Raw genomic sequence first — 18,863 nt, 5'->3', positions numbered from 1 at the left:
TGTCCACGATGTGGAATCCGTTGGGGTCGGGGCGGAGGGGCCCGGCTGGTGGTTTCAGACGATGTGCCGTCCGCCGTCGACGGTGAGGACGTCGCCGGTCGTGTAGGCGGCGTCCACCAGGTAGAGCGCGGCCCCGGCCACGTCGTCCGGCGTGCCCACCCGGTGCAGCGGGGTGTTCTCGGTGATCCATTCGCGCGAGCTCTCCCAGACCTGGTCCTCGCCCTCGTACCAGGGGGTGTCGATCAGGCCGGGCGCGATCGCGTTCACCCGGACGGCGGGGCCGAGCTGGGAGGCCAGCAGCCGGGTCATGTGGTTGACCGCGGCCTTGCTGACGGCGTAGGGGACGGAGCTGCCGAGGGCGCGGGTGGCGGAGACCGAGGAGATGTTGATGATCGAGGCCGCGCCGGAGCCGTTCGCCGCGGCGGATTCCCGCAGGTGCGGGGTGGCGGCGGTGATCATCTGCCAGGTGCCGACGACGTTGACCTCGAAGATCTCGCGCCAGGCGTCGGCGTCGGCCGCGTCCAGGTCGCCCAGGGGGATGAAACGGGTGACGCCCGCGTTGTTGACCAGGATGTCGAGCCGCCCGTACGCGTCGATCGCCGTCCGTACGATCCGCCGCGCGTCGGCGGCGTCGGCCACGTCGCCCCGTACGTAGACCGCCTCCGGGAGCTCGGCGGCGAGCGCCTTCCCCGCGCTCTCGCTGCGCGCCGAGTTCAGGACCACGCGGATCCCGGCCGCGGCCAGTCCGCGGGCGATGCCGGCGCCGATTCCGGAGGAGGAGCCGGTGATCAGGGCGACTCGGCTCTCGGCTCGGGGCTCGGTCATGGCGCTCCTCCTGGCAGGGGTCCGCTCCCGGGCCGCGGATGCGTGCGGGATGGCCGGAGCATAACGCGAATGTCGCATGGCGGAAGTGAATTTCCGGTATTCGAAATTCGAGACCCTTTCCCGCCCCCGCCAAGCCGGAGGCACCGGGCATACCAGGACATACCCACTTACCCTGAGCCAACGGCACGCACCCACGCATCCACCGCGTTAGGGACCCGTAAAAGCCGCGCCACCGGGCGTATGGGCCCCGTCAAGGAAGCCTGTGAGGCCTCGGAGAGGCGTTCCACTCAGAGGTGTCCGAAAAACGCCCTCGAACCTTCCGGGAGCTCACGATGGCCGACCTGGCCTTCGTCGTCACCACGATCGCGGTCTTCACGCTGGTGGTCCTCGTCGCCAAGGGGGTGGCCAAGCTGTGAACGCCGAAAACGTCATCGGCCTGGTCGTCGCCCTCGCGCTGCTGGGTTACCTCGTCGTCGCCCTTGTCTTCCCGGAGAGGTTCTAGCGCCGATGAGTCCCGTCCTCGCCGGGGTGCTCCAGCTGCTCGCGCTCATCGCGGCCCTGGCCCTCGCCCATCGCCCCCTGGGCGACCACATGGCCCGCGTCTACTCCTCGAAGAAGCACCTGGCTCCCGAGAAGTGGATCTACAAGGCGGTCGGCGCCAACCCGAACGCGGAGATGCGCTGGCCCGCGTACCTGCGCTCCGTCCTCGCCTTCTCCGCGGTCAGCGTCCTCTTCCTCTACCTGCTCCAGCGCCTGCAGGGCCACCTGCCCGGCTCGCTCGGCTTCGCCTCCATCAAGCCGGACCAGGCCTTCAACACGGCCGCCTCCTTCGTGTCGAACACGAACTGGCAGTCGTACGCCGGCGAGCAGTCCATGGGCCCGCTCGTGCAGACCGGTGGCCTGGCGGTGCAGAACTTCGTCTCCGCCGCCGTGGGCATGGCCGTGGCGGTGGCCCTCGTACGGGGCTTCGCGCGCTCCCGCACCGGTGAACTGGGCAACTTCTGGGCCGACCTGGTGCGCGGCACCGTCCGGATCCTGCTGCCGCTCTCGGTCATCGCCGCGATCGTCCTGGTCGCGTGCGGGGTCATCCAGAACTTCGCGGGCATCCACGAGGTCGGCCAGTTCATGGGCGGCACCCAGCAGTGGAACGGCGGGGCGGTCGCCTCGCAGGAGGCCATCAAGGAGCTGGGCACCAACGGCGGCGGCTACTTCAACGCCAACTCCGCCCACCCCTTCGAGAACCCGACCCCCTTCTCGAACCTCTTCGAGATCTTCCTGATCCTCCTCGTCCCCTTCGCGCTGACCCGCACCTTCGGCCGCATGGTCGGCTCGGTCCGCCAGGGCTACGCGATCCTCGCCACGATGGTCACCATCTGGCTCGGGTTCACCGCCCTGATGATGTGGACGGAATTCAGCCACCACGGCCCGGCGCTCCAGGCCGCGGGCGGCGCGATGGAGGGCAAGGAGACCCGCTTCGGCATCGGCGCCTCCGCGATCTTCTCGGTGGCCACCACCCTGACCTCGACCGGCGCGGTCAACTCCTCCCACTCCTCCTACACCGGGCTGGGCGGCGGCATCCAGCTGCTGGGCATGCAGCTCGGCGAGATCGCGCCCGGCGGCGTCGGCTCCGGCCTCTACGGCATGCTCATCATGGCGATCATCGCGGTGTTCATCGCCGGCCTGATGGTCGGCCGCACCCCCGAGTACCTGGGCAAGAAGATCGGCACCCGCGAGATCAAGTTCGCCGCCTGCTACATCCTCATCACCCCGGCCGTGGTGCTCGGCTTCACGGCGCTGGCGATGGCCCTCCCCACCCCGGTCCACTCCCTGTCCAACGGCGGGGCGCACGGGTTCTCCGAGATCCTCTACGCCTACACCTCGGCCGGCAACAACAACGGCTCGGCCTTCGCCGGCCTCAACGCCAACACCCAGTGGTTCAACACCACCACCGGCATCGCCATGCTGCTCGGCCGCTTCCTGCCGATGGCGTTCGTCCTGGCCCTGGCCGGCTCCCTCGCCGGACAGCAGCCGGTCCCGGCGACCGCCGGCACGCTGCGCACCGAGAAGCCGCTGTTCACCTTCCTCCTCGTCGGCACGATCGTCATCGTCACCGGCCTCACCTACTTCCCGGCGCTGGCGCTGGGCCCGCTCGCCGAAGGGCTCGCCTCATGAGCACCGTCACCCCCACCCGAGCCCCGCACGGGGACCTGCCCACCGGTCACAAGCCCGAGAAGGCCCGGATCGGCGGCGGCATCTTCGACCCGAAGCAGCTGCTGAAGTCCTTCCCGGACGCGGTGCGCAAGCTCGACCCCCGGGTGATGGTCAAGTCCCCGGTCATGTTCGTGGTGCTGATCGGTTCCGTACTGACCACCGCGCTGGCCGTCTCCGATCCGGGCAGCCTCTTCGGCTGGGCGATCACCGCCTGGCTCTGGCTGACCACGATCTTCGCGAACCTCGCGGAGGCGGTGGCCGAGGGCCGCGGCAAGGCCCAGGCCGACACCCTGCGCAAGGCCAAGACCGACACCGTCGCCCGCCGCCTGAACGGCGCAGTGGAAGAGCAGGTCCCGGGCACGGAGCTCCGTATCGGAGACCTCGTCGTCTGCGAGGCCGGGGACATCATCCCCGGCGACGGAGACGTCGTCGAAGGCGTCGCCTCCGTCGACGAATCCGCCATCACCGGCGAATCCGCCCCCGTCATCCGCGAGTCCGGCGGCGACCGCTCCGCCGTCACCGGCGGCACGAAGGTCCTCTCCGACCGCATCGTCATCAAGATCACGACGAAGCCCGGCGAAACCTTCATCGACCGCATGATCAACCTGGTCGAGGGCGCGGCCCGGCAGAAGACCCCCAACGAGATCGCCCTCAACATCCTCCTGGCGTCCCTCACGATCGTCTTCCTGCTGGCCGTCGTCACCCTCCAGCCCTTCGCGATGTACGCGCACGCCAAGCAGTCGATGATCGTGCTGACCGCCCTGCTGGTCTGCCTGATCCCGACCACCATCGGCGCGCTGCTCTCCGCGATCGGCATCGCGGGCATGGACCGCCTGGTCCAGCGCAACGTCCTGGCCATGTCGGGCCGCGCCGTGGAGGCGGCGGGCGACGTGTCCACCCTCCTCCTCGACAAGACCGGCACCATCACCCTCGGCAACCGCCAGGCCTCCGAGTTCGTCCCGGTGACCGGCGCCAAGGCTGCCGAACTGGCCGATGCCGCGCAGCTGTCCTCGCTGGCCGACGAGACCCCCGAGGGCCGCTCGATCGTGGTCCTGGCGAAGGAGAAGTACGGGCTGCGCGAACGCCACCAGGGCGAGCTGACGGGCGCCGAATGGATCCCCTTCACCGCGCAGACCCGTATGTCCGGCGTGGACGTGGACGGCCGCAAGGTCCGCAAGGGCGCCGCCGGTTCGATCGTCGCGTGGGTCGGCGAACAGGGCGGTACGGTCGCCCCGGACGCGGGCGCCAAGGTGGACGAGATCTCCGGCGCGGGCGGCACGCCGCTGCTGGTGGCCGTGGAGGACGAGAAGGGCGCCCGGGTCCTGGGCGTCATCCACCTCAAGGACGTGGTCAAGGAGGGCATGCGCGAACGCTTCGACGAGCTGCGGCGCATGGGCATCAAGACCATCATGATCACGGGCGACAACCCGCTCACCGCCAAGGCCATCGCCGAAGAGGCGGGCGTGGACGACTTCCTCGCGGAAGCGACGCCCGAGGACAAGATGGCCCTCATCAAGCGCGAGCAGGCGGGCGGAAAACTCGTCGCCATGACCGGCGACGGCACCAACGACGCCCCCGCCCTCGCCCAGGCCGACGTCGGCGTGGCCATGAACACCGGAACCTCCGCCGCCAAAGAGGCCGGGAACATGGTGGACCTGGACTCCAACCCCACCAAGCTCATCGAAATCGTCGAGATCGGCAAGCAGTTGCTGATCACCCGCGGCGCACTGACCACCTTCTCCATCGCCAACGACGTCGCCAAGTACTTCGCGATCATCCCGGCCATGTTCGCCGTGGTCTACCCGGGCCTCGACAAGCTCAACGTCATGGGCCTGGCCTCGCCGGACTCCGCGATCCTCTCCGCGGTCATCTTCAACGCGCTGGTCATCATCGCCCTGGTGCCCCTCGCCCTGAAGGGCGTCCAGTACCGGCCCACCAGCGCCGACAAGATGCTGCGGCGCAACCTCACCCTCTACGGACTCGGCGGCCTGGTCGCCCCGTTCATCGGCATCAAGCTCATCGACATGCTCGTCTCCCTCATCCCCGGCCTCTCCTGACTAGGAACGTGCTGAACCCGCCATGAACAACTCCGTAGGCAACACCGCCCGCCTGCTCGGCGCCGGCCTCCGCGCGCTCCTCGTCCTGACCGTGCTGTGCGGGGTCCTCTACCCGCTCGCCATCACCGGCATCGCCCAGGCCGCCTTCGGGCACGAGGCCAACGGCTCCGAGGTCAAGGACGCGGCCGGCAAGGTCGTCGGCTCCTCCCTGATCGGCCAGTCGTACGGGGACGACCCGCACTGGTTCCAGGGCCGCCCGGCGGCGGGGCTCGGCAAGAACACCGTCAACACCCAGTACGAGCTGCTGGTCTCCGGAGCCACCAACAAGGCGGCGGACAGCCCGGAGCTGCTGAAGGCGGTACGGGAGGCCAAGGCCAAGGTGCTGCTCGACAACACCGTCCCGGGCTACGCCCCGCGCCCCTCGCAGATCCCGGCCGACGCGGTCACCTCCTCCGGCTCCGGCCTGGACCCGAACATCTCCCCGGCGTACGCGGAGCTCCAGACCGCCCGCGTCGCGGAACGCAACGGCCTTCCGGTGGCGGCGGTCGCGAAGCTGGTGAAGGCCCACACGCAGGGCCGCACCCTCGGCTTCATGGGCGAGCCGCGCGTGAACGTCCTGGAACTGAACACGGCCCTGAGGGCCCTCACGGGGAAGTAGGGGCGCCCCCGGCAGGCACTGCGATCCGCAACCAGTGTGATCCACAACTCTCCGTTCGGATTCTGATTGCGAAGACCATATGTGGTCTTGCAGTGTGTCTATTGAGCCGAAGGAGCTTCGGCTCCAGTCGGGATGGGGGATCGTCATGGCCAGTGCGCAGCCGATGTACGAGATGTTCGACGACCGTTTTCGCACCGGGAAGTGCATGAACGGGGACGACGGGCTGGAGGTGCTGTACACGGGTTGCCGGTGGGCCGAAGGGCCGGTGTACGTGCCCGCGTGGCGGCAGCTGGTCTGGAGCGACATCCCCAACGACCGGATGCTGCGGTGGGACGAGGAGACCGGGGACGTGGCCGTCTTCCGGCGCGGCGCCGGGCACACCAACGGCAACACCCTCGACCGGCAGGGGCGGCTGGTCACCTGCGAGCAGGGCAACCGGCGGGTGACCCGGACCGGGCACGACGGCACCGTCACGGTGCTGGCCGACCGCTGGCAGGGCAAGCGGTTGAACAGCCCGAACGACGCCGCGGTCAGGTCCGACGGCTCGATCTGGTTCTCCGACCCGGACTTCGGCATCACCAGCGACTACGAGGGCTACGTCGCGCCGAGCGAGATCGGCTCCAACAACGTCTACCGCATCGATCCCGGCACCGGCGAAGTGCGGCTGGTCGCCGACTGCTTCGAGGCACCGAACGGTCTCGTCTTCTCGGCCGACGAGCGGCAGCTCTTCGTCTCCGACACCCGCGCCGGCGTCATCCGGGTCTTCGACGTGCGCGACGACGGCACCCTCTCGGACGGGAAGGTCTTCGCGGAAGCCGGAACCCGCGGCGCCCGCTTCGACAACCTCCGCTTCGACGACGGCGGGCGGCTCTGGGCGGCCGCGATGGGCGACGGGGTGCACTGCTACGACCCGGACGGCACCCTGCTCGGACGGCTCCGCGTCCCCGAATCGGTGTCCAACATCGCCTGGGGCGGGGCCAAGCGCAACCGGCTCTTCATCACCGCCGAGACCAGCCTCTACTCGGTGGTCATGGGCGTCACCGGCACGCACCCGACCGGCCCCGGACGCAGGCCCTGGCTGGACGCGTAGGCCGGCTCCTCCGGATCTCACCGGGCCCGGATCATTTCCCGGTGCGCGGCGGCGGACGGTCCTGGCAGACTCCGCGCATGAACGCCAGTACGGGTGAACCCCGGTGCTCCGTCCGCGAGATGACCGGGACCGACATCGACGCCGTCTCCGCCCTGCGGGTGGCCGGATGGCGGCAGGCCTACGCGGGCCTGATGCCGCAGTCGTACCTCGACCGGCTCAGCCCCGCCGAGGACGCCGGGCGACGGCGTGCGGCCTTCCACGGCGCGGCCTCCGCCGGCCCGGCCGGTACGGCGACCAACCTCGTGGCCGAGGCCCCCGACGGCTCGGTGGTCGGGTGGGCCGCCTTCGGACCGGTGCAGGGCGGGGAGGGCGGGGAGGTCCTGCCGGGTGAGGGCGAGGGCGAGCTGTACGCCCTCTACGCGCGGCCCGATCTCATCGGCACCGGCATCGGCCGGGCCCTCATGGACGAGGTGCTGCGGCGCGGCGCCTTCACCGAACTGCTCCTGTGGGTGGTCGAGGGCAACACCCCGGCCCGGCGCTTCTACGAGCGCGCCGGTTTCCGCGCCGACGGCGCCCTCACCTCCTACGAGGTCGACGGGGTCTCCGTGCCCGAGGTCCGCTACCGCCGCGGCGCCACGGCCTGAACGGCGGCCCGCGGACCCCTAGCCCAGCGGGGTTCCTAGCTCCGCGGGCGCCTAGCCCCGCGGGCGCCTAGCCCCGCGGGCGCCTAGCCCCGCGGGCGCCTAGCCCCGCGGGCGCCTAGCCCCGCGGGCGCCTAGCCCCGCGGGCGCCTAGCCCCGCGGGCGCCTAGCCCCGCGGGCGCCTAGCCCCGCGGGGTTCCTTCGTCCGGTCCGTGCGGCTACGGCCGCTCCGCGAGCGCCCGTGCCATCGCCGCGGTCGCCACCGCCTCCCGCACCCGGCGGTACGGGGCCAGGTCCCGCAGCAGCCGCCCGAGGGCCTCGCGCACCGCGCGCGAGCGGACCGCCGGGACGGCCGTCAGGAAGGCCCGCCAGTGCTCGCACGCCCGGGTCAGGTGCCCGAGGCGCAGCAGCGTCTCGGCGAGCGCGGCGTGCGTGAGTGCGGTGGCCCGGTGCTGGCCGGCCGCGCGGCCGCGCAGGGACCGTTCGAGGGCCTCGGCGGCGGCCGGGAACTCGCCGAGGGCGAGGTGGGTCCGGGCCCGGGCGAAGTCGAGGTCGGCGCGGGCGTACGAGTCGAAGGGCCCGGCCGGCGGCGCCACCGCGTGCCGCGCGTGGAACCGGTCGGCGGCGGCCAGATCCGCGGCGGCCTCCACCCGTTCCCCCGCGTGCGCGTGCGCGGCCGCCCGCTGGACCAGGAGGAACGCCAGCGTGCCGGGCTCCCCGTCCGGGGGCGCCGTCTCCACGGCCGTACGGGCCAGCCGCACCGCGTGCAGGGGCTGCCCGAGCCGTCCCGCGTGCGCGCTCATCGCGCGGAGCGTGATCGCGTACATCCGCCGGTCCCCGGCCTGCCGGGCCAGCCCGAGGGCGATGCCGTGGTACTCCTGCGCGAGCCCGTGGTAACCGGAGTCGGCGGTCATCTCCCCCAGCAGGTGCGCGAGTTGGGCGTAGCCCCGCCACACGTCGCCTTCCACCGCCGAGTCCCCCGACCGCCCGCGCAAGGCCGTACCCGCGCTCCCCGCCGGCGCACCGGCGGCCCCGCTCCCGGCCCGCCGGGAACCGCGCGCCGCGCGGTGGCGGGCGGCGAACTCCCCCGCGTCCTGGGCCAGCCAGGCCGCCAGGGCCGCGCGGGTGTGGACGCCGCCATGGGTGAGGTAGAGCCCCGAGAAGCTCTGCGCGAGGGCCCGCAGCTGTTCGGCGTGCACCCTGAGACGGCGCCGCGCGGCCAGCTCGGCGATCCCGGGCACGGCACCGGCACGACCCTCCGGTGGCCCGTCCCACACCGGCACCGGAACCTCGGCGGGCTGGTACGGACTGCGCAGCAACGGCGGCCTGGTGTGCGGGTCCGCGTCCGCGCGGGCCCGCAGGGCGAGCCGGAGCAGCCCCTCCGCCGCGGACCCCGCTGCGACCGGCCCCGCCGCCCCGGGCCCCGCCGCCCCCGGCCCCGCCGCCGGTCCTTCCACGGCGGACCCCCCTGCCGCCGGGCCCGCTCCCGACGGCCCCCCGCCGAAGCCCGCCTCCTCCACCGTCACCAGCCGCCCGCACCGGTCCGTCAGCGCCGCCGCTATCAACTGGGGTACGGGCCCGCGCGGCCGGGTTCCCGACAGCCAGTGCGCGACGGCGGTGCGGTCGTACCGCAGGGTCAGCCCGTGCAACGTCCCGAGCGCGTTGACGCCCCGCGCCAGCTCCGCGCCGTTCCAGCCGGCCTCCGCCAGCAGCCCGGCCAGCAGCGGGTTGTTCCGTCTCGGCGTCACCGACTCCGCCCCCAGCCCGCGCGGGGGCCCGTCCCCGCGACGGCACCGGCACCCGGCCGGGCCCCCGCCCCTGCCCCCGCCGCGCCCACACCCACACCCGCGTACGGGGCCGCACCCGCACCGGGCCACGCACCCGCATTCAACGCTTTCACCACCGCACCCCCCGAATTCCCTTCTCCCCGCCCACCCTCTGGTGTTCGCTGGAGCCGTCCCCATCGGATTCCACGGACCGGAGAAGCATGTCTGCCTCGGAAACGGCCCAGCCCACCTCCGCGACGCACGCGTACGCGTTCCCCTACCGGATTTCCGGAGTCGGCGCCCAGATCGGCGAGGTCATATCCGTCGACGACTGGGCCCGCCTCGCGCACGTTCCGCACCGGAAGAAGGCCGGAAGGGAAATCACCGGCGCCGATGTCGAGCGCATACTCGGGGTCACCTCGAAGAGCTGGGACCGCGAGCGGTTCGGGTCCCTCGACACGGTCGTCGACGTCGCCCGCCAGGCCCTGCGCTCCGCCCGCGCCGAGCCCGCGGACATCGACGCGGTCTTCGTCGCCACGTGCACCCCGTACGAGATCATGCTCGACCAGGACGCCTTCAACCTGCTGCGCCGCCTGCGCATCCCCGACAGCGTGCCGCCCTTCCAGCTCGGCGCCGGCTGCGGCGGGCTCTCCCGCGTCGCCGCACACCTGGCCGGCTCGGGGGCCCGGCGCGCGCTCGTGATCTCGTACAACGCCGCCAGTCCCATCGGCATCGACGAGAACGGCATCATTTCCCAGTACAGCGGCGCGGACGGCGAGCATCCTTTCGCGCACACCCTGTGGTGTTCCGGCGCACTGTTCTCCGATGCCGCCACGGCCCTCGTGTTCGAGCGGGACGAAAGCTTCGGCGACGGCCTCGGTTTCTATTCGCGCGATTCCCTCGAATTCGGGGGCAAGCCCGGATTCAACGATCCGCTCATCCATTACCCCGGCGGTGGCGCCGCCCACCCGCCCGGCTTTCCCGGATCCGCCGAACTCTCCGCATTCGGGCTCAACGGACCGGAACTGGCCCGCTATTACTCGCGCGGCATGATGCTGAACCAGGGGACGATGGACGCCCACCGCCCCGGCTTCGTGGACGAGGTCCGGCGGATCTACACGCATCAGGCCGGGCCCGCCCTGGTGGCGGACTTCCACGAGCTGGCCGGGCTGGACGCGCGCAAGGCCCCCGCGCACGCCCGCGAGCTCGGCAACCTCGTCACCTCCGCGACCCCGGTGCTCTTCTACACCGACGTCGTGAACGGCCTGGTCGGCGCGGGCGACACCGTCTGCTTCTCCGTCATCGGCGCCGGTCCCGAACGCGGGGCCTTCCTCGCACGCGTCGCGATCCCCGGCGAGGTCACCGTCACCACGCCCCTGCCGCCCGTCCCGGCCGCCGCCGAAGCCGTCCCCACGGCCCCCGGTACCCGGGCCGCGGCCGCCACCGCGTAGGAGCACGTGCCCCCACCTCCTTCGAAACGAGTACGCCGTGCACATCGCCCTCGCCGGTGCCGCCAGCCCCACCGGTATCCGGCTCGCCGCCGAACTGCTCGGCCGCGGCCACCACCTGACCCTGCTCACCGCCACCGACGTGCGCCGCAGCAGGCTCCTGCTGGCCCGTCAGCTGACGCTGATCGGGCTCTATCCCGAGTACGTAGACCTCCTCGCGGACCGCCTCGACGCGCTGCGGGCCTCCGACGCGCTGCGGGCCTCCGACGCACTGCGGGCCTCCGACGCCGCGGCGGACGGGCCGCCCGCCGCGGCCCGCCGCTTCGACGCCGTCTGGTGCGTGGAACAGCCCGCCGCCACCGCGGCCGCCCTGCTGCCGCTGGCGGCCGGGGGCGACCGGCGTACGGCCTTCCACCTGGTCACCGTCGGGGACCCGGGCCCGGCCGGGCGGACGGTCGCCGCCGCGGCCCTGCGGGACGGGTTCCCGGCCGGGGTGCACTGCCTGGCCCCGACCGTCAGCGACCTGGCCGACCACGCGGAACTGCCGCGGCCGGCCTTCACCCGCCTCGCGGTCGCCGAAGCCCTCCGGCCGACTCCCGCGGGGCCACCGGGCTGCGCGGAGCCGGCGGCCGTCCACCTGCTGCCGCTGGCCCCCGCGGCCCGCGCCCTGGCCGAAGCGGCCGCGGAGCCGGGCTGGTCCGGGCTGCGCCACATCGGGTGGGTCCACGAGCACTCCACCGGCGCCCGGGCGCTGATCCGGGCGGTCGGCCCCGAGCTGGCCCCGCGACTGCTGCGGCGCCTGTCGGGGCTCCAGCCCCCGGCGGCCACCACCGCGCTGGCCGTCCCGCCGCTCGCCGCCGGCTACCTCACCCGGGCTGCGGCGCCCGCCCTGCCTCCCGTCCGGCGGCCCTCCCGGCGGACCGCCCGGATGCCGGAGCGGGTGTGAGCGGCGCGGCCGGGCGCCCGTGGCGGGAGCGGCGCGTGGTGGACGGCCTGGCGCAGGCCCTGCGGGAGGCCGCGGCGGAACGGTTCCTCGGCAGCGGGCGGACGGACACGAAGCCGGTGGCGCCGTCAGGCCCGCCCCCGGACCCGGTCGGAAAGTAGCGGGGTCCCATGGCCAGGGCATATGCATAAGGATCATTCATGGTTCAAGGACAAGGGGCCCCGGCCACCCCCGCAACTCGCGCGGACGGTCCGTCACCTCGTCCCGCTTGACAGGTTTTCGCATGTGGCAGAACGTGCCGTCGAGACGACACGCCCGGGGCCCGGCCTTGACGTTCTCACCCGTTCGGGCGCACGTCTCCCACAACCGATCCACCCCCGGCCCACCCGCCGCCAACTGCGAAGACGTCCCCGGAGCAGGACGCCGCGACGGTGACGCGCCGTCAACTTCTCGTGTTACGCACGGTGCCGGGGGCCGGAGAGAGGTCCACTGCTCTCAGGACCCGGCCGCCCGAGCCGGACCAGGAGGGATTCCCATGCCCCGCGCCAAGTGGGTGGTCGGCGTACTGACGGTGGCTCTGCTGTTCACCGGTCTGGGGGTGTTGCGCACCACCGAAGGCGGCCGGCCGGCCGCTCCGACCGCCGGCGACGCCCTGCCCTCACGGGTGCTCGGGCTGTCCGGCCCGCGCCGGCTGGCCCGGCAGCTGGAGCACTCCGGCGGCCACACCACCGGCAAGGGTGCCCGGGGGCCCGTGCGCTCGGGGGGCACCCCGCTGCCCGCGGCGCGGCCGCTGCGGCTGGTCATCCCGAGCCTGGAGGTGGACGTACGGCTGGCGGGCAGCACCTCACCCGGCGCCCCGGACGGCAGGACGGGGAGTACGGACGCCAGGCCCGGGGAGGCGGCCGGCGCCGTCTGGGATCCCGCCGGCCCGGCCCCGGGCTCGGCCGGTACCGCCATGCTCTCCGGGGACCTGCCCCGGCTCACCGAGGTCCGGCGCGGACAGACGATCGAGGTGCCGCGCGCGGACCGGCGTACGGCCGTGTTCACCGTGTACCGGGTCTCCCCCGCCGGGGTTTCCGGACGCGGCGAGCCGTCCAGCCGGGCCCGGATCCGGCTGGTCAGCGGTGAAACGGCCGTCCTGGCCCGCCTCACCGGCCACCGCCGCGCCCCCCGCTGACCCGGTCCCGGCGCTCCCCTGAACGGACACCCCCCTCGGCCACCTGTCAGCCGTGGGGGGTGTCTTCGTCCCCCGGTCGGGGGAATGCTGCGGTCCTGGTGGGGAGTTGGCCCGCGCGCCGGGGCACACCCTCCGCATGAGCGGGACACGGCAGGTGCGGACGGCACCGGGCAGGGCCCTGAGGGCGTCCCTGACGGTGCTCTGCGTCGTGCTGCTGTGCGTGTTCGGCGCCGGCCCGTCCGGACCCTCCCTCGCGACGGCCGACGCCTCCCGCTCCGCCCCGGCCGCCCCCACCTCCCCGGCGGAACCCACCGAGGGACCGGCCGATCCGGCCGGTGACCCCGAAGTACGTCTGGCGGTACGGACGCCCGTGCGCGGGATCCCCGGCGCACGGGACCTGCGGCGGCCGGTGTTTCACGTGAAACACCCGGGGTCCGGGGAGTCGGCCCCGCGCGCGATGGGGGCGGGCGTCCCGGCGGCGACCCCGCGGGCGGTACGGAGTGTGGTCCTGCGCTGCTGAGCGGGCCGAGAGGCCGAACAGCAGCAACGCGCCGGACCCGGTGGGCCCCGATGACCTCGGTGATCCCGGCGAACCGGCGCGCCTCCCCCACACCCCCGAACACCGTGAGGTTCCGCCATGCCCTTCGACCCGTACCTGGCCCTGAACGCCATGCTCCGCGCCGAGGCCTCCCGTTTCTCCCCGTCGACCCCCGTGCCCCCCGCGACCCCGCCCGTCCGCCGGACGCCGGAAACCGACTCCGAGCCGACCAGGACCGCCGAGTCCCGGACCGCCGAGCCCAAGACCGCCGAGCCCCGGACCGCGGACGGTCCGGCCGAACAGGCCTGAGGACATGGGGAGGCACCGGTTCCCGCGCCCTCGGCAACGGAGAGTGGTCACGTGAGGTTCGACCACGGAGCACGGGAACCGGCGCCTCCCCCCACTCTCCTTCACCCGCCCACTCACTCACCCCGGTCTTTTGTCCGCATTCGCCCGGCCGAAAGTACCTGGCCGGCCCGATCCGAACGCCCTCAGGTGCGACGCGCGTGGTACCGGTAGAACGCCGCCATGCCGACGCCCGCGCCGACCAGCAGGCCCAGGCCCGAGCTCTTCAGGATGGATTCGCCGGCCAGGCTGTACAGGTAGCCGAAGGCAACGCCGCCGAAGATCCCGTACGCCGCCGCGTGCGGCTCCTGCGCGAGCCTGGGTCCGATCCGGGCCAGGGCCATCAGGCAGGCGGCGAAGACGGCGCCGCAGAGGATCCCGTAGAAGACGTTGCCCGCGTCGACGGGCCCCATCTGACGCTTCATGAAGGCGGCGTAGACGCCGTAGACGAGTCCCATGAGCAGGGGGCGCGCGAGGGCGGCCCTGCTCGTGTGCGTCGTACCGGCCGCCGCCTGCTGGTGCCGCCGGGGGGCGGTGGGTGCCACATGTGTCATGACGGGCTCCTCTCTCCCATCATCCAGGGCACACCCGCCGCCCCCGGCCGGCAACTGGATCATCCGCCGGGCGCCCGGCGGATCACTGCGCGGAGGCCGCCCGCACCGCCGTGACCGGTCCCGTCGGAGCCGTACTGGCCGGCTATGAAGACCTGCTCTCCGGGTGCGGAGACGACGTGGCCGTAGCCGTAGCCGGTGGGGTCGTGGAGTTCTGCCGGGTTGGTGATGCTGCGCGTCATTCCAAGCTCCAGAGTCTTCGTCCAAAGGCTGTGGATGTCCGGGACCCGGCCGGGGGTTCCTACGCCGCGGCGAGCCATGCGCGGAGCCGCTCGGGGGCCTGGGGGGCCTGCCGTTCGGCCTGCTGCCGGATCTCGTCGAGGTGCTGCCCGGCCAGTGCGCGGCGCCAGGCCAGTTCGGCCCGGCCCATCGCGTGCGCGATGGCGCAGTCGGCCGCGGGCGGCTCCGTGCCGCCGCCAGGGCCCTGCTGCCTGATCTCCGCGCACCGGAAGGCCCCGTCCGGCCCCTCGACGGCGGCGACCACGTCCATGAGCGAGATGGCGTCGAGCGGCCGCGCCAGGCGGAAGCCGCCGCGCGGACCGGGGGTGGAGGTGACGATCCCCGCCCGGACCAGCGCCTGGAGCTGCTTGTTCAGGTAGGCGGCCGGCAGCTCGTGCCAGGCCGCCAGCCGGGCCGCCGAGACCGCCCGGTCCGGACCGGCCCAGGCCAGGTTGAGGCAGCTGTGCAGGGCCCATTCGACGCCCTCACTCATCTTCATAATCTGGATATTAGATATCCAGATTGATTCCCGCAAGGATGACACTCGCCACCCACCCGCAGCAACCGCGCTCGCATCGCCCGCCCGCCCGCCGTTCCCTGGTGACGTGCGGACCTTCCTCTCGGCGGTACTCATCGTGCTCGTGGCCCTCCTGGTGCCCGCGAGCGCCGTCGCGTACTGGGCCGATCAAGAGCTGGGCAACGCCGACCGCTACACCGAGGCCATGTCCCCGCTCGCTTCGGACCCCGCCGTACAGAACGTGGTCGTCACCCAGGCCGGCCACGCCCTTTCCGGGCAGATCGACGCCGGCCCCTTCCAGGGCGGGGTCGACGCCCTGCTCGGCGAGGCCCTGCATTCCTTCGTCGGCACCCCGGCCTACCGCACCGCCTGGGACGCCGCGAACCGCGCCGCCCACGGCGCCTTCCTCGACGCGCTCACCACCGGCCACGGCAACGCCGTGACCATCGACCTCGCGCCCGTGATCGCGCAGGTCAAGAACGACCTGGTCGACGACGGGGTACCGCTCGCCAACCGCATCCCGGTGACCCACCTCTCGGTGAAGGTCATGGAGTACGACAACCTCGGCGCGCTCCGGAAGGGCTTCCGCATGCTGCAGATCGCCGGGGTCTGGCTCCCCGCGCTCACCGTGGTGCTGGCCGCGGCGGCCGTCGCGGTCGCCGTCCGCCGCCGCCGCGCCCTCCTGGCCACCGGGCTGGGGCTGGCCGCCGGAGCCCTGCTGCTGTGGCTGGCCGTGGTCCTGTGCCGCCGCCTCACCCTGGACGATCTGCCGGCCGACATCGACCGGGCGGCCGCCGAAGCGGTGTACGACGCGCTCACCGCGTTCCTGCGGACCACCGTCTGGGTGGTGCTGGCCGTCGGGCTCGCCGCCGCGCTGGCCGCCTGGCTGACGGGCCGATTGCGACGCACCCCATAAGCTCAGAAGGTACGGATTCGCGCTCAAATCCGTAGAACAGCACAGAAGAACCGATTCGCGAGCGGCGGCACGGAAGCGGGAATGAGTACCGAACGCACCGAAGGCATACCGTCCGGGCCGTCCCGGCACACCCAGGGACGAATCCGTCCGCCGGCCCCGCCCGGCTGGCTGCTGAAGGGGCTGCGGCCGAGCACCGCGCCGATCCCCTGGGCCGCCGTCCTGCGCGCGGGCATCGCCATGGCCCTCCCGCTGGCCGTCGGCTTCGCCCTCGACGAGCCCGAGTACGGTGCGCTCGTCTCCATGGGCGCCCTCTCCGGAGTCATCGGCGACACCGCCGACGCCTACCGGATGCGCGTCCTGAACATCGCCGTGCCCCAGTTCTTCGGCGCCGTCGGCGTCGCACTGGGCACCCTGGTCTTCGGGCACGGCTGGCTCACGGTCGGCGTCCTCACCCTGATCGCCCTGGTCTCCGGCATGATCTCCTCGATCGGCACCGTCGCCTCCGTCTCCGGGCTGATGCTGCTGCTGTACTCCGTGGTCGGCGCCGGCCTGCCGATGCCCCAGCCCTGGTGGACCGCACCGCTGCTGCTGAGCGCGGGCGGGCTGTTCGTCCTGGCCCTGTCCCTGATCGGCTGGCCGCTGCGCGGACGGCAGCCGGAGCGCTCCGCCGTCGCCGCCGCCTACCGGGCGGTGGCCGACAGCCTGGAAGCCGCCGGCGGGCCTGGGCAGGCCTACGAGGAGCGCCGCCACCAGGTCACCCAGGCCCTGAACCAGGCCTACGACCTCGTGCTGGGCCGCCGGGCCCGGGTGCACGGACGCAGTCCCTCGCTCGTGCGGATGCTGGCCCAGCTGAACGTGCTGATCCCGCTCGTCGAGGCCGCGCCCGCCGCGAACCTGCTCGGCAGACCCCTCTCCCCCGTGATCCCGGCGGCCGTACGGGAGCTGGCCGCGGCCGTCGAGGAGGGCCGCACGGGAACCCCCGTACTGGACCTGCCCGTACCGGCCAGCCAGTCCGAGCGGGCCCTGGACGCGGCCCTGCGGCACGCGGCGGCCAGCGTGCTGCTGGCAGAACCGGACCCGAACAACGTCGACGACCGGCTCGGCCGGCCCGCCGCGCTGGGGGTCCGGGCCCGCCGGGCGGTGCGCGACATGATGTTCTCCGAAGCATCCTGGCGGTACGGACTGCGGCTGGCGCTCTGCATCGGGCTGGCGCAGGCCCTCGTATCGGTCGTGGAGATCGAGCGGTCCTACTGGGTCGCGCTGACCGTCACCTTCGTCCTCAAGCCCGACTTCGGCTCGGTGTTCTCCCGGGCCGTGCTGCGCGCGGTGGGTACCGCCGCCGGGCTGTTCATCGCCGCCGCCGTGCTCTCCGAGGTGCCGCGCGGCTGGTGGGACGTACCCGTGATGGTCGTACTCGCCGCGCTGATCCCGGCCTTCTCCGTCCGCGGGTACGCCTTCCAGACCGCGGCGATCACCCCGGTGATCCTCCTCCTCTCCGACCTGCTCAACCACCAGGGCTTCGACCTGATCAGGCCCCGGCTGCTGGACAGCCTGATCGGCTGCGCCATCACCCTGATCGCGGGCTACCTCCTGTGGCCCGAGAGCTGGCGGACCCGGATCGGCGACCGGCTCGCCGACACGGTGGAGGACGCCGCCCGGTACGTGGAGCGGGCCTTCGGCCCCTTCCCCGACACCGAGGCGGGCCTGCGGGCGGCACGCACCGCACGGCTCCAGGCCCGCCGCCGGATCTACCGGGACCTGTCGGGCGTGCGCAGCGAGTTCCAGCGGGCGCTGACCGAGCCGCCGCCGACCGGGGAACGGGCCGCCGCGTGGTGGCCGCTGGTCGTCGCCGTGGAGCGGATCGTCGACGCGACGACGGCGGCCAGGGTCCGGGTCAACCACGGCGCCGAACCGCCGGGCCAGCCGGAGGTCACCGCGATCGCCGCGGACCTCCGCGCCCTGGCCCACGGTGTCCGCCACGCCGACACCCCGACCCAGCTCCACCCCCCGGCACCCCCCACGGCGCCAACCCCCTCCGTCCTCTCCCCGGTCCGCCAGGAACTCACAGCGGCCCGGGCCATCGCAGAACCCAACCGCTGACCCCGGCGCCGCCGCTGCCGCACCCCGTCCCCCCAATGGCCCCGCCCCCGGGCCCACCCGGCGGAGCCGGGGGAGCATCGGGGTATGGCCCTCCTCCACCGCAGCCGGCCCCTCCTCCTCGCGGCCGCACTGGCGGCGACCACGGGCTGCGCCGACGTGGAGGGGCTGCGGAACGACGGCGACCTGGGGACGGCGCACGCTCCCCGGAGCCTGTGGGAGAACATCCGCCCGGAACCCCCCGGCCCCGGCCAGCAGCCAGGCACCGCCACCACCGTCCCCGGCCTCGCCAAGGTCCCCGACCTGTCCATGCGCAGCGCCAGCCCGCTCGAGGTGGTCCGCGCCGACATCACCGCCGCCACCGCCGCGGACCACGGCACCGGCCGGCTCGTCGACCCGCGGGCGATCCAGCGGCTCGCACTCTGTACACAGGCTGTGGACGGCGGTCCGCAGTGCCCCGTCCGGCCCGCCGTCTTCGCCGATGTGACCGGCAACGGCCGGGACGAGCTGATCACCGCCCTGGACATCGACGGCCGGCTCAGCGAACTGCGCGTCTACACCGTCCAGGACGACGGGACGATCGCCCGCATCCTGTCCCGGCGCGGGGTGCTGGAAGGCGTGGAGGTGGCCGCCGAGCACCTCGCGGTGCGCGAGCCGACGTCGAACCCGAAGAAGGTCTCCATCTCCGACTACGTGTGGGACCCGGAGGCCGGGATCCTCAACCTCTCCCAGCTCACCCTCGACGAATGCCCCGACACCGAGGACGGCACCACCCCCTGCCCGGGTACCGGCAGCGGCTGAGGG

At 73.2% G+C, this 18,863-nt stretch carries 21 protein-coding genes; 16 read left to right on the top strand and 5 right to left on the bottom strand.

What is annotated here, in order from left to right; all coding sequences use genetic code 11:
* Positions 1–54 precede the first annotated feature (54 nt).
* Positions 55–825 (bottom strand): SDR family NAD(P)-dependent oxidoreductase, encoded by a 771-nt coding sequence (locus OG904_RS15190; RefSeq protein WP_405491192.1) that lies wholly within the window; start codon positions 823–825, stop codon positions 55–57.
* Between the two features lie 293 nt (positions 826–1,118).
* On the opposite strand from OG904_RS15190, the gene OG904_RS15185 reads away from it, so the two are divergent.
* The 7 genes from OG904_RS15185 (at position 1,119) to OG904_RS15155 (ending at position 7,485) form a co-directional block, all read left to right on the top strand.
* Positions 1,119–1,241 (top strand): hypothetical protein, encoded by a 123-nt coding sequence (locus OG904_RS15185; RefSeq protein ID WP_405491190.1) that lies wholly within the window; start codon positions 1,119–1,121, stop codon positions 1,239–1,241.
* A complete protein-coding gene (kdpF, locus tag OG904_RS15180) occupies positions 1,238–1,327 on the top strand; it encodes a K(+)-transporting ATPase subunit F (protein ID WP_405491188.1) in 90 nt (29 codons plus the stop codon). Before OG904_RS15185 ends, kdpF begins: the two co-directional genes overlap by 4 nt.
* Before the next feature lie 5 nt (positions 1,328–1,332).
* Positions 1,333–2,997 carry a potassium-transporting ATPase subunit KdpA gene (kdpA, locus tag OG904_RS15175; protein WP_405491186.1) on the top strand — a complete coding sequence of 555 codons (1,665 nt, stop codon included), beginning with the start codon at positions 1,333–1,335 and terminating at the stop codon, positions 2,995–2,997.
* Positions 2,994–5,093 carry a potassium-transporting ATPase subunit KdpB gene (gene kdpB / locus OG904_RS15170; protein ID WP_405491184.1) on the top strand — a complete coding sequence of 700 codons (2,100 nt, stop codon included), beginning with the start codon at positions 2,994–2,996 and terminating at the stop codon, positions 5,091–5,093. The genes kdpA and kdpB overlap by 4 nt, the downstream gene beginning before the upstream one ends.
* Positions 5,094–5,115: 22 nt before the next feature.
* On the top strand, positions 5,116–5,751 hold the full coding sequence (gene kdpC / locus OG904_RS15165; RefSeq protein ID WP_405491182.1) for a potassium-transporting ATPase subunit KdpC: 636 nt from the start codon (positions 5,116–5,118) through the stop codon (positions 5,749–5,751).
* A 145-nt stretch (positions 5,752–5,896) separates the two neighbouring features.
* A complete protein-coding gene (locus tag OG904_RS15160; RefSeq protein WP_405491180.1) occupies positions 5,897–6,841 on the top strand; it encodes an SMP-30/gluconolactonase/LRE family protein in 945 nt (314 codons plus the stop codon).
* Between the two features lie 77 nt (positions 6,842–6,918).
* On the top strand, positions 6,919–7,485 hold the full coding sequence (locus tag OG904_RS15155) for a GNAT family N-acetyltransferase (RefSeq protein WP_405491178.1): 567 nt from the start codon (positions 6,919–6,921) through the stop codon (positions 7,483–7,485).
* A gap of 215 nt (positions 7,486–7,700) precedes the next feature.
* On the opposite strand, the gene OG904_RS15150 is transcribed toward OG904_RS15155, so the two are convergent.
* Positions 7,701–9,230, bottom strand: a complete 1,530-nt coding sequence (locus OG904_RS15150) for a hypothetical protein (RefSeq protein ID WP_405491176.1) — start codon at positions 9,228–9,230, stop codon at positions 7,701–7,703.
* Between the two features lie 239 nt (positions 9,231–9,469).
* Here OG904_RS15150 and OG904_RS15145 point away from each other — a divergent pair, with 239 nt between their 5' ends.
* The 6 genes from OG904_RS15145 (at position 9,470) to OG904_RS15120 (ending at position 13,663) form a co-directional block, all read left to right on the top strand.
* Complete coding sequence (locus tag OG904_RS15145) at positions 9,470–10,699, top strand: 3-oxoacyl-[acyl-carrier-protein] synthase III C-terminal domain-containing protein (RefSeq protein ID WP_405491174.1); 1,230 nt, start codon at positions 9,470–9,472, stop codon at positions 10,697–10,699.
* 37 nt (positions 10,700–10,736) lie between these two features.
* Complete coding sequence (locus tag OG904_RS15140; protein ID WP_405491172.1) at positions 10,737–11,642, top strand: hypothetical protein; 906 nt, start codon at positions 10,737–10,739, stop codon at positions 11,640–11,642.
* Positions 11,639–11,800, top strand: a complete 162-nt coding sequence (locus OG904_RS15135; protein WP_405491170.1) for a hypothetical protein — start codon at positions 11,639–11,641, stop codon at positions 11,798–11,800. Before OG904_RS15140 ends, OG904_RS15135 begins: the two co-directional genes overlap by 4 nt.
* A gap of 374 nt (positions 11,801–12,174) precedes the next feature.
* Positions 12,175–12,816 carry a hypothetical protein gene (locus tag OG904_RS15130; RefSeq protein WP_405491168.1) on the top strand — a complete coding sequence of 214 codons (642 nt, stop codon included), beginning with the start codon at positions 12,175–12,177 and terminating at the stop codon, positions 12,814–12,816.
* 136 nt (positions 12,817–12,952) lie between these two features.
* On the top strand, positions 12,953–13,336 hold the full coding sequence (locus tag OG904_RS15125; protein ID WP_405491166.1) for a hypothetical protein: 384 nt from the start codon (positions 12,953–12,955) through the stop codon (positions 13,334–13,336).
* 117 nt (positions 13,337–13,453) lie between these two features.
* Complete coding sequence (locus OG904_RS15120; RefSeq protein WP_405491164.1) at positions 13,454–13,663, top strand: hypothetical protein; 210 nt, start codon at positions 13,454–13,456, stop codon at positions 13,661–13,663.
* A gap of 182 nt (positions 13,664–13,845) precedes the next feature.
* Here the strand turns inward: OG904_RS15120 and OG904_RS15115 are convergent, their stop codons facing one another.
* From OG904_RS15115 to OG904_RS15105, 3 genes are read right to left on the bottom strand one after another with little or no spacing between them, the layout of a single operon-like run.
* Positions 13,846–14,253: a hypothetical protein gene (locus OG904_RS15115; RefSeq protein WP_405491162.1), complete on the bottom strand. Its 408-nt coding sequence runs from the start codon at positions 14,251–14,253 to the stop codon at positions 13,846–13,848.
* Positions 14,254–14,312: 59 nt separating this feature from the next.
* Positions 14,313–14,492: a hypothetical protein gene (locus tag OG904_RS15110; protein WP_405491160.1), complete on the bottom strand. Its 180-nt coding sequence runs from the start codon at positions 14,490–14,492 to the stop codon at positions 14,313–14,315.
* 59 nt (positions 14,493–14,551) lie between these two features.
* Positions 14,552–15,022 carry an RrF2 family transcriptional regulator gene (locus OG904_RS15105; protein ID WP_405498023.1) on the bottom strand — a complete coding sequence of 157 codons (471 nt, stop codon included), beginning with the start codon at positions 15,020–15,022 and terminating at the stop codon, positions 14,552–14,554.
* 112 nt (positions 15,023–15,134) lie between these two features.
* Here OG904_RS15105 and OG904_RS15100 point away from each other — a divergent pair, with 112 nt between their 5' ends.
* The 3 genes from OG904_RS15100 (at position 15,135) to OG904_RS15090 (ending at position 18,860) form a co-directional block, all read left to right on the top strand.
* Complete coding sequence (locus OG904_RS15100; RefSeq protein ID WP_405491158.1) at positions 15,135–15,962, top strand: hypothetical protein; 828 nt, start codon at positions 15,135–15,137, stop codon at positions 15,960–15,962.
* Positions 15,963–16,043: 81 nt separating this feature from the next.
* The gene (locus OG904_RS15095) at positions 16,044–18,062 is read left to right on the top strand and encodes an FUSC family protein (RefSeq protein WP_405491157.1); all 2,019 of its coding nucleotides are present in this window, start codon (positions 16,044–16,046) and stop codon (positions 18,060–18,062) included.
* An 84-nt stretch (positions 18,063–18,146) separates the two neighbouring features.
* On the top strand, positions 18,147–18,860 hold the full coding sequence (locus OG904_RS15090; RefSeq protein ID WP_405491155.1) for a hypothetical protein: 714 nt from the start codon (positions 18,147–18,149) through the stop codon (positions 18,858–18,860).
* The last annotated feature ends 3 nt before the right edge of the window (positions 18,861–18,863 follow it).

It is taken from the genome of Streptomyces sp. NBC_00096, from assembly GCF_045041305.1.
GTDB lineage: Bacteria > Actinomycetota > Actinomycetes > Streptomycetales > Streptomycetaceae > Streptomyces.
The sequence above is the reverse complement of the archived record's forward strand: the minus strand, read 5'-3'. Positions and strand labels throughout refer to the sequence as shown.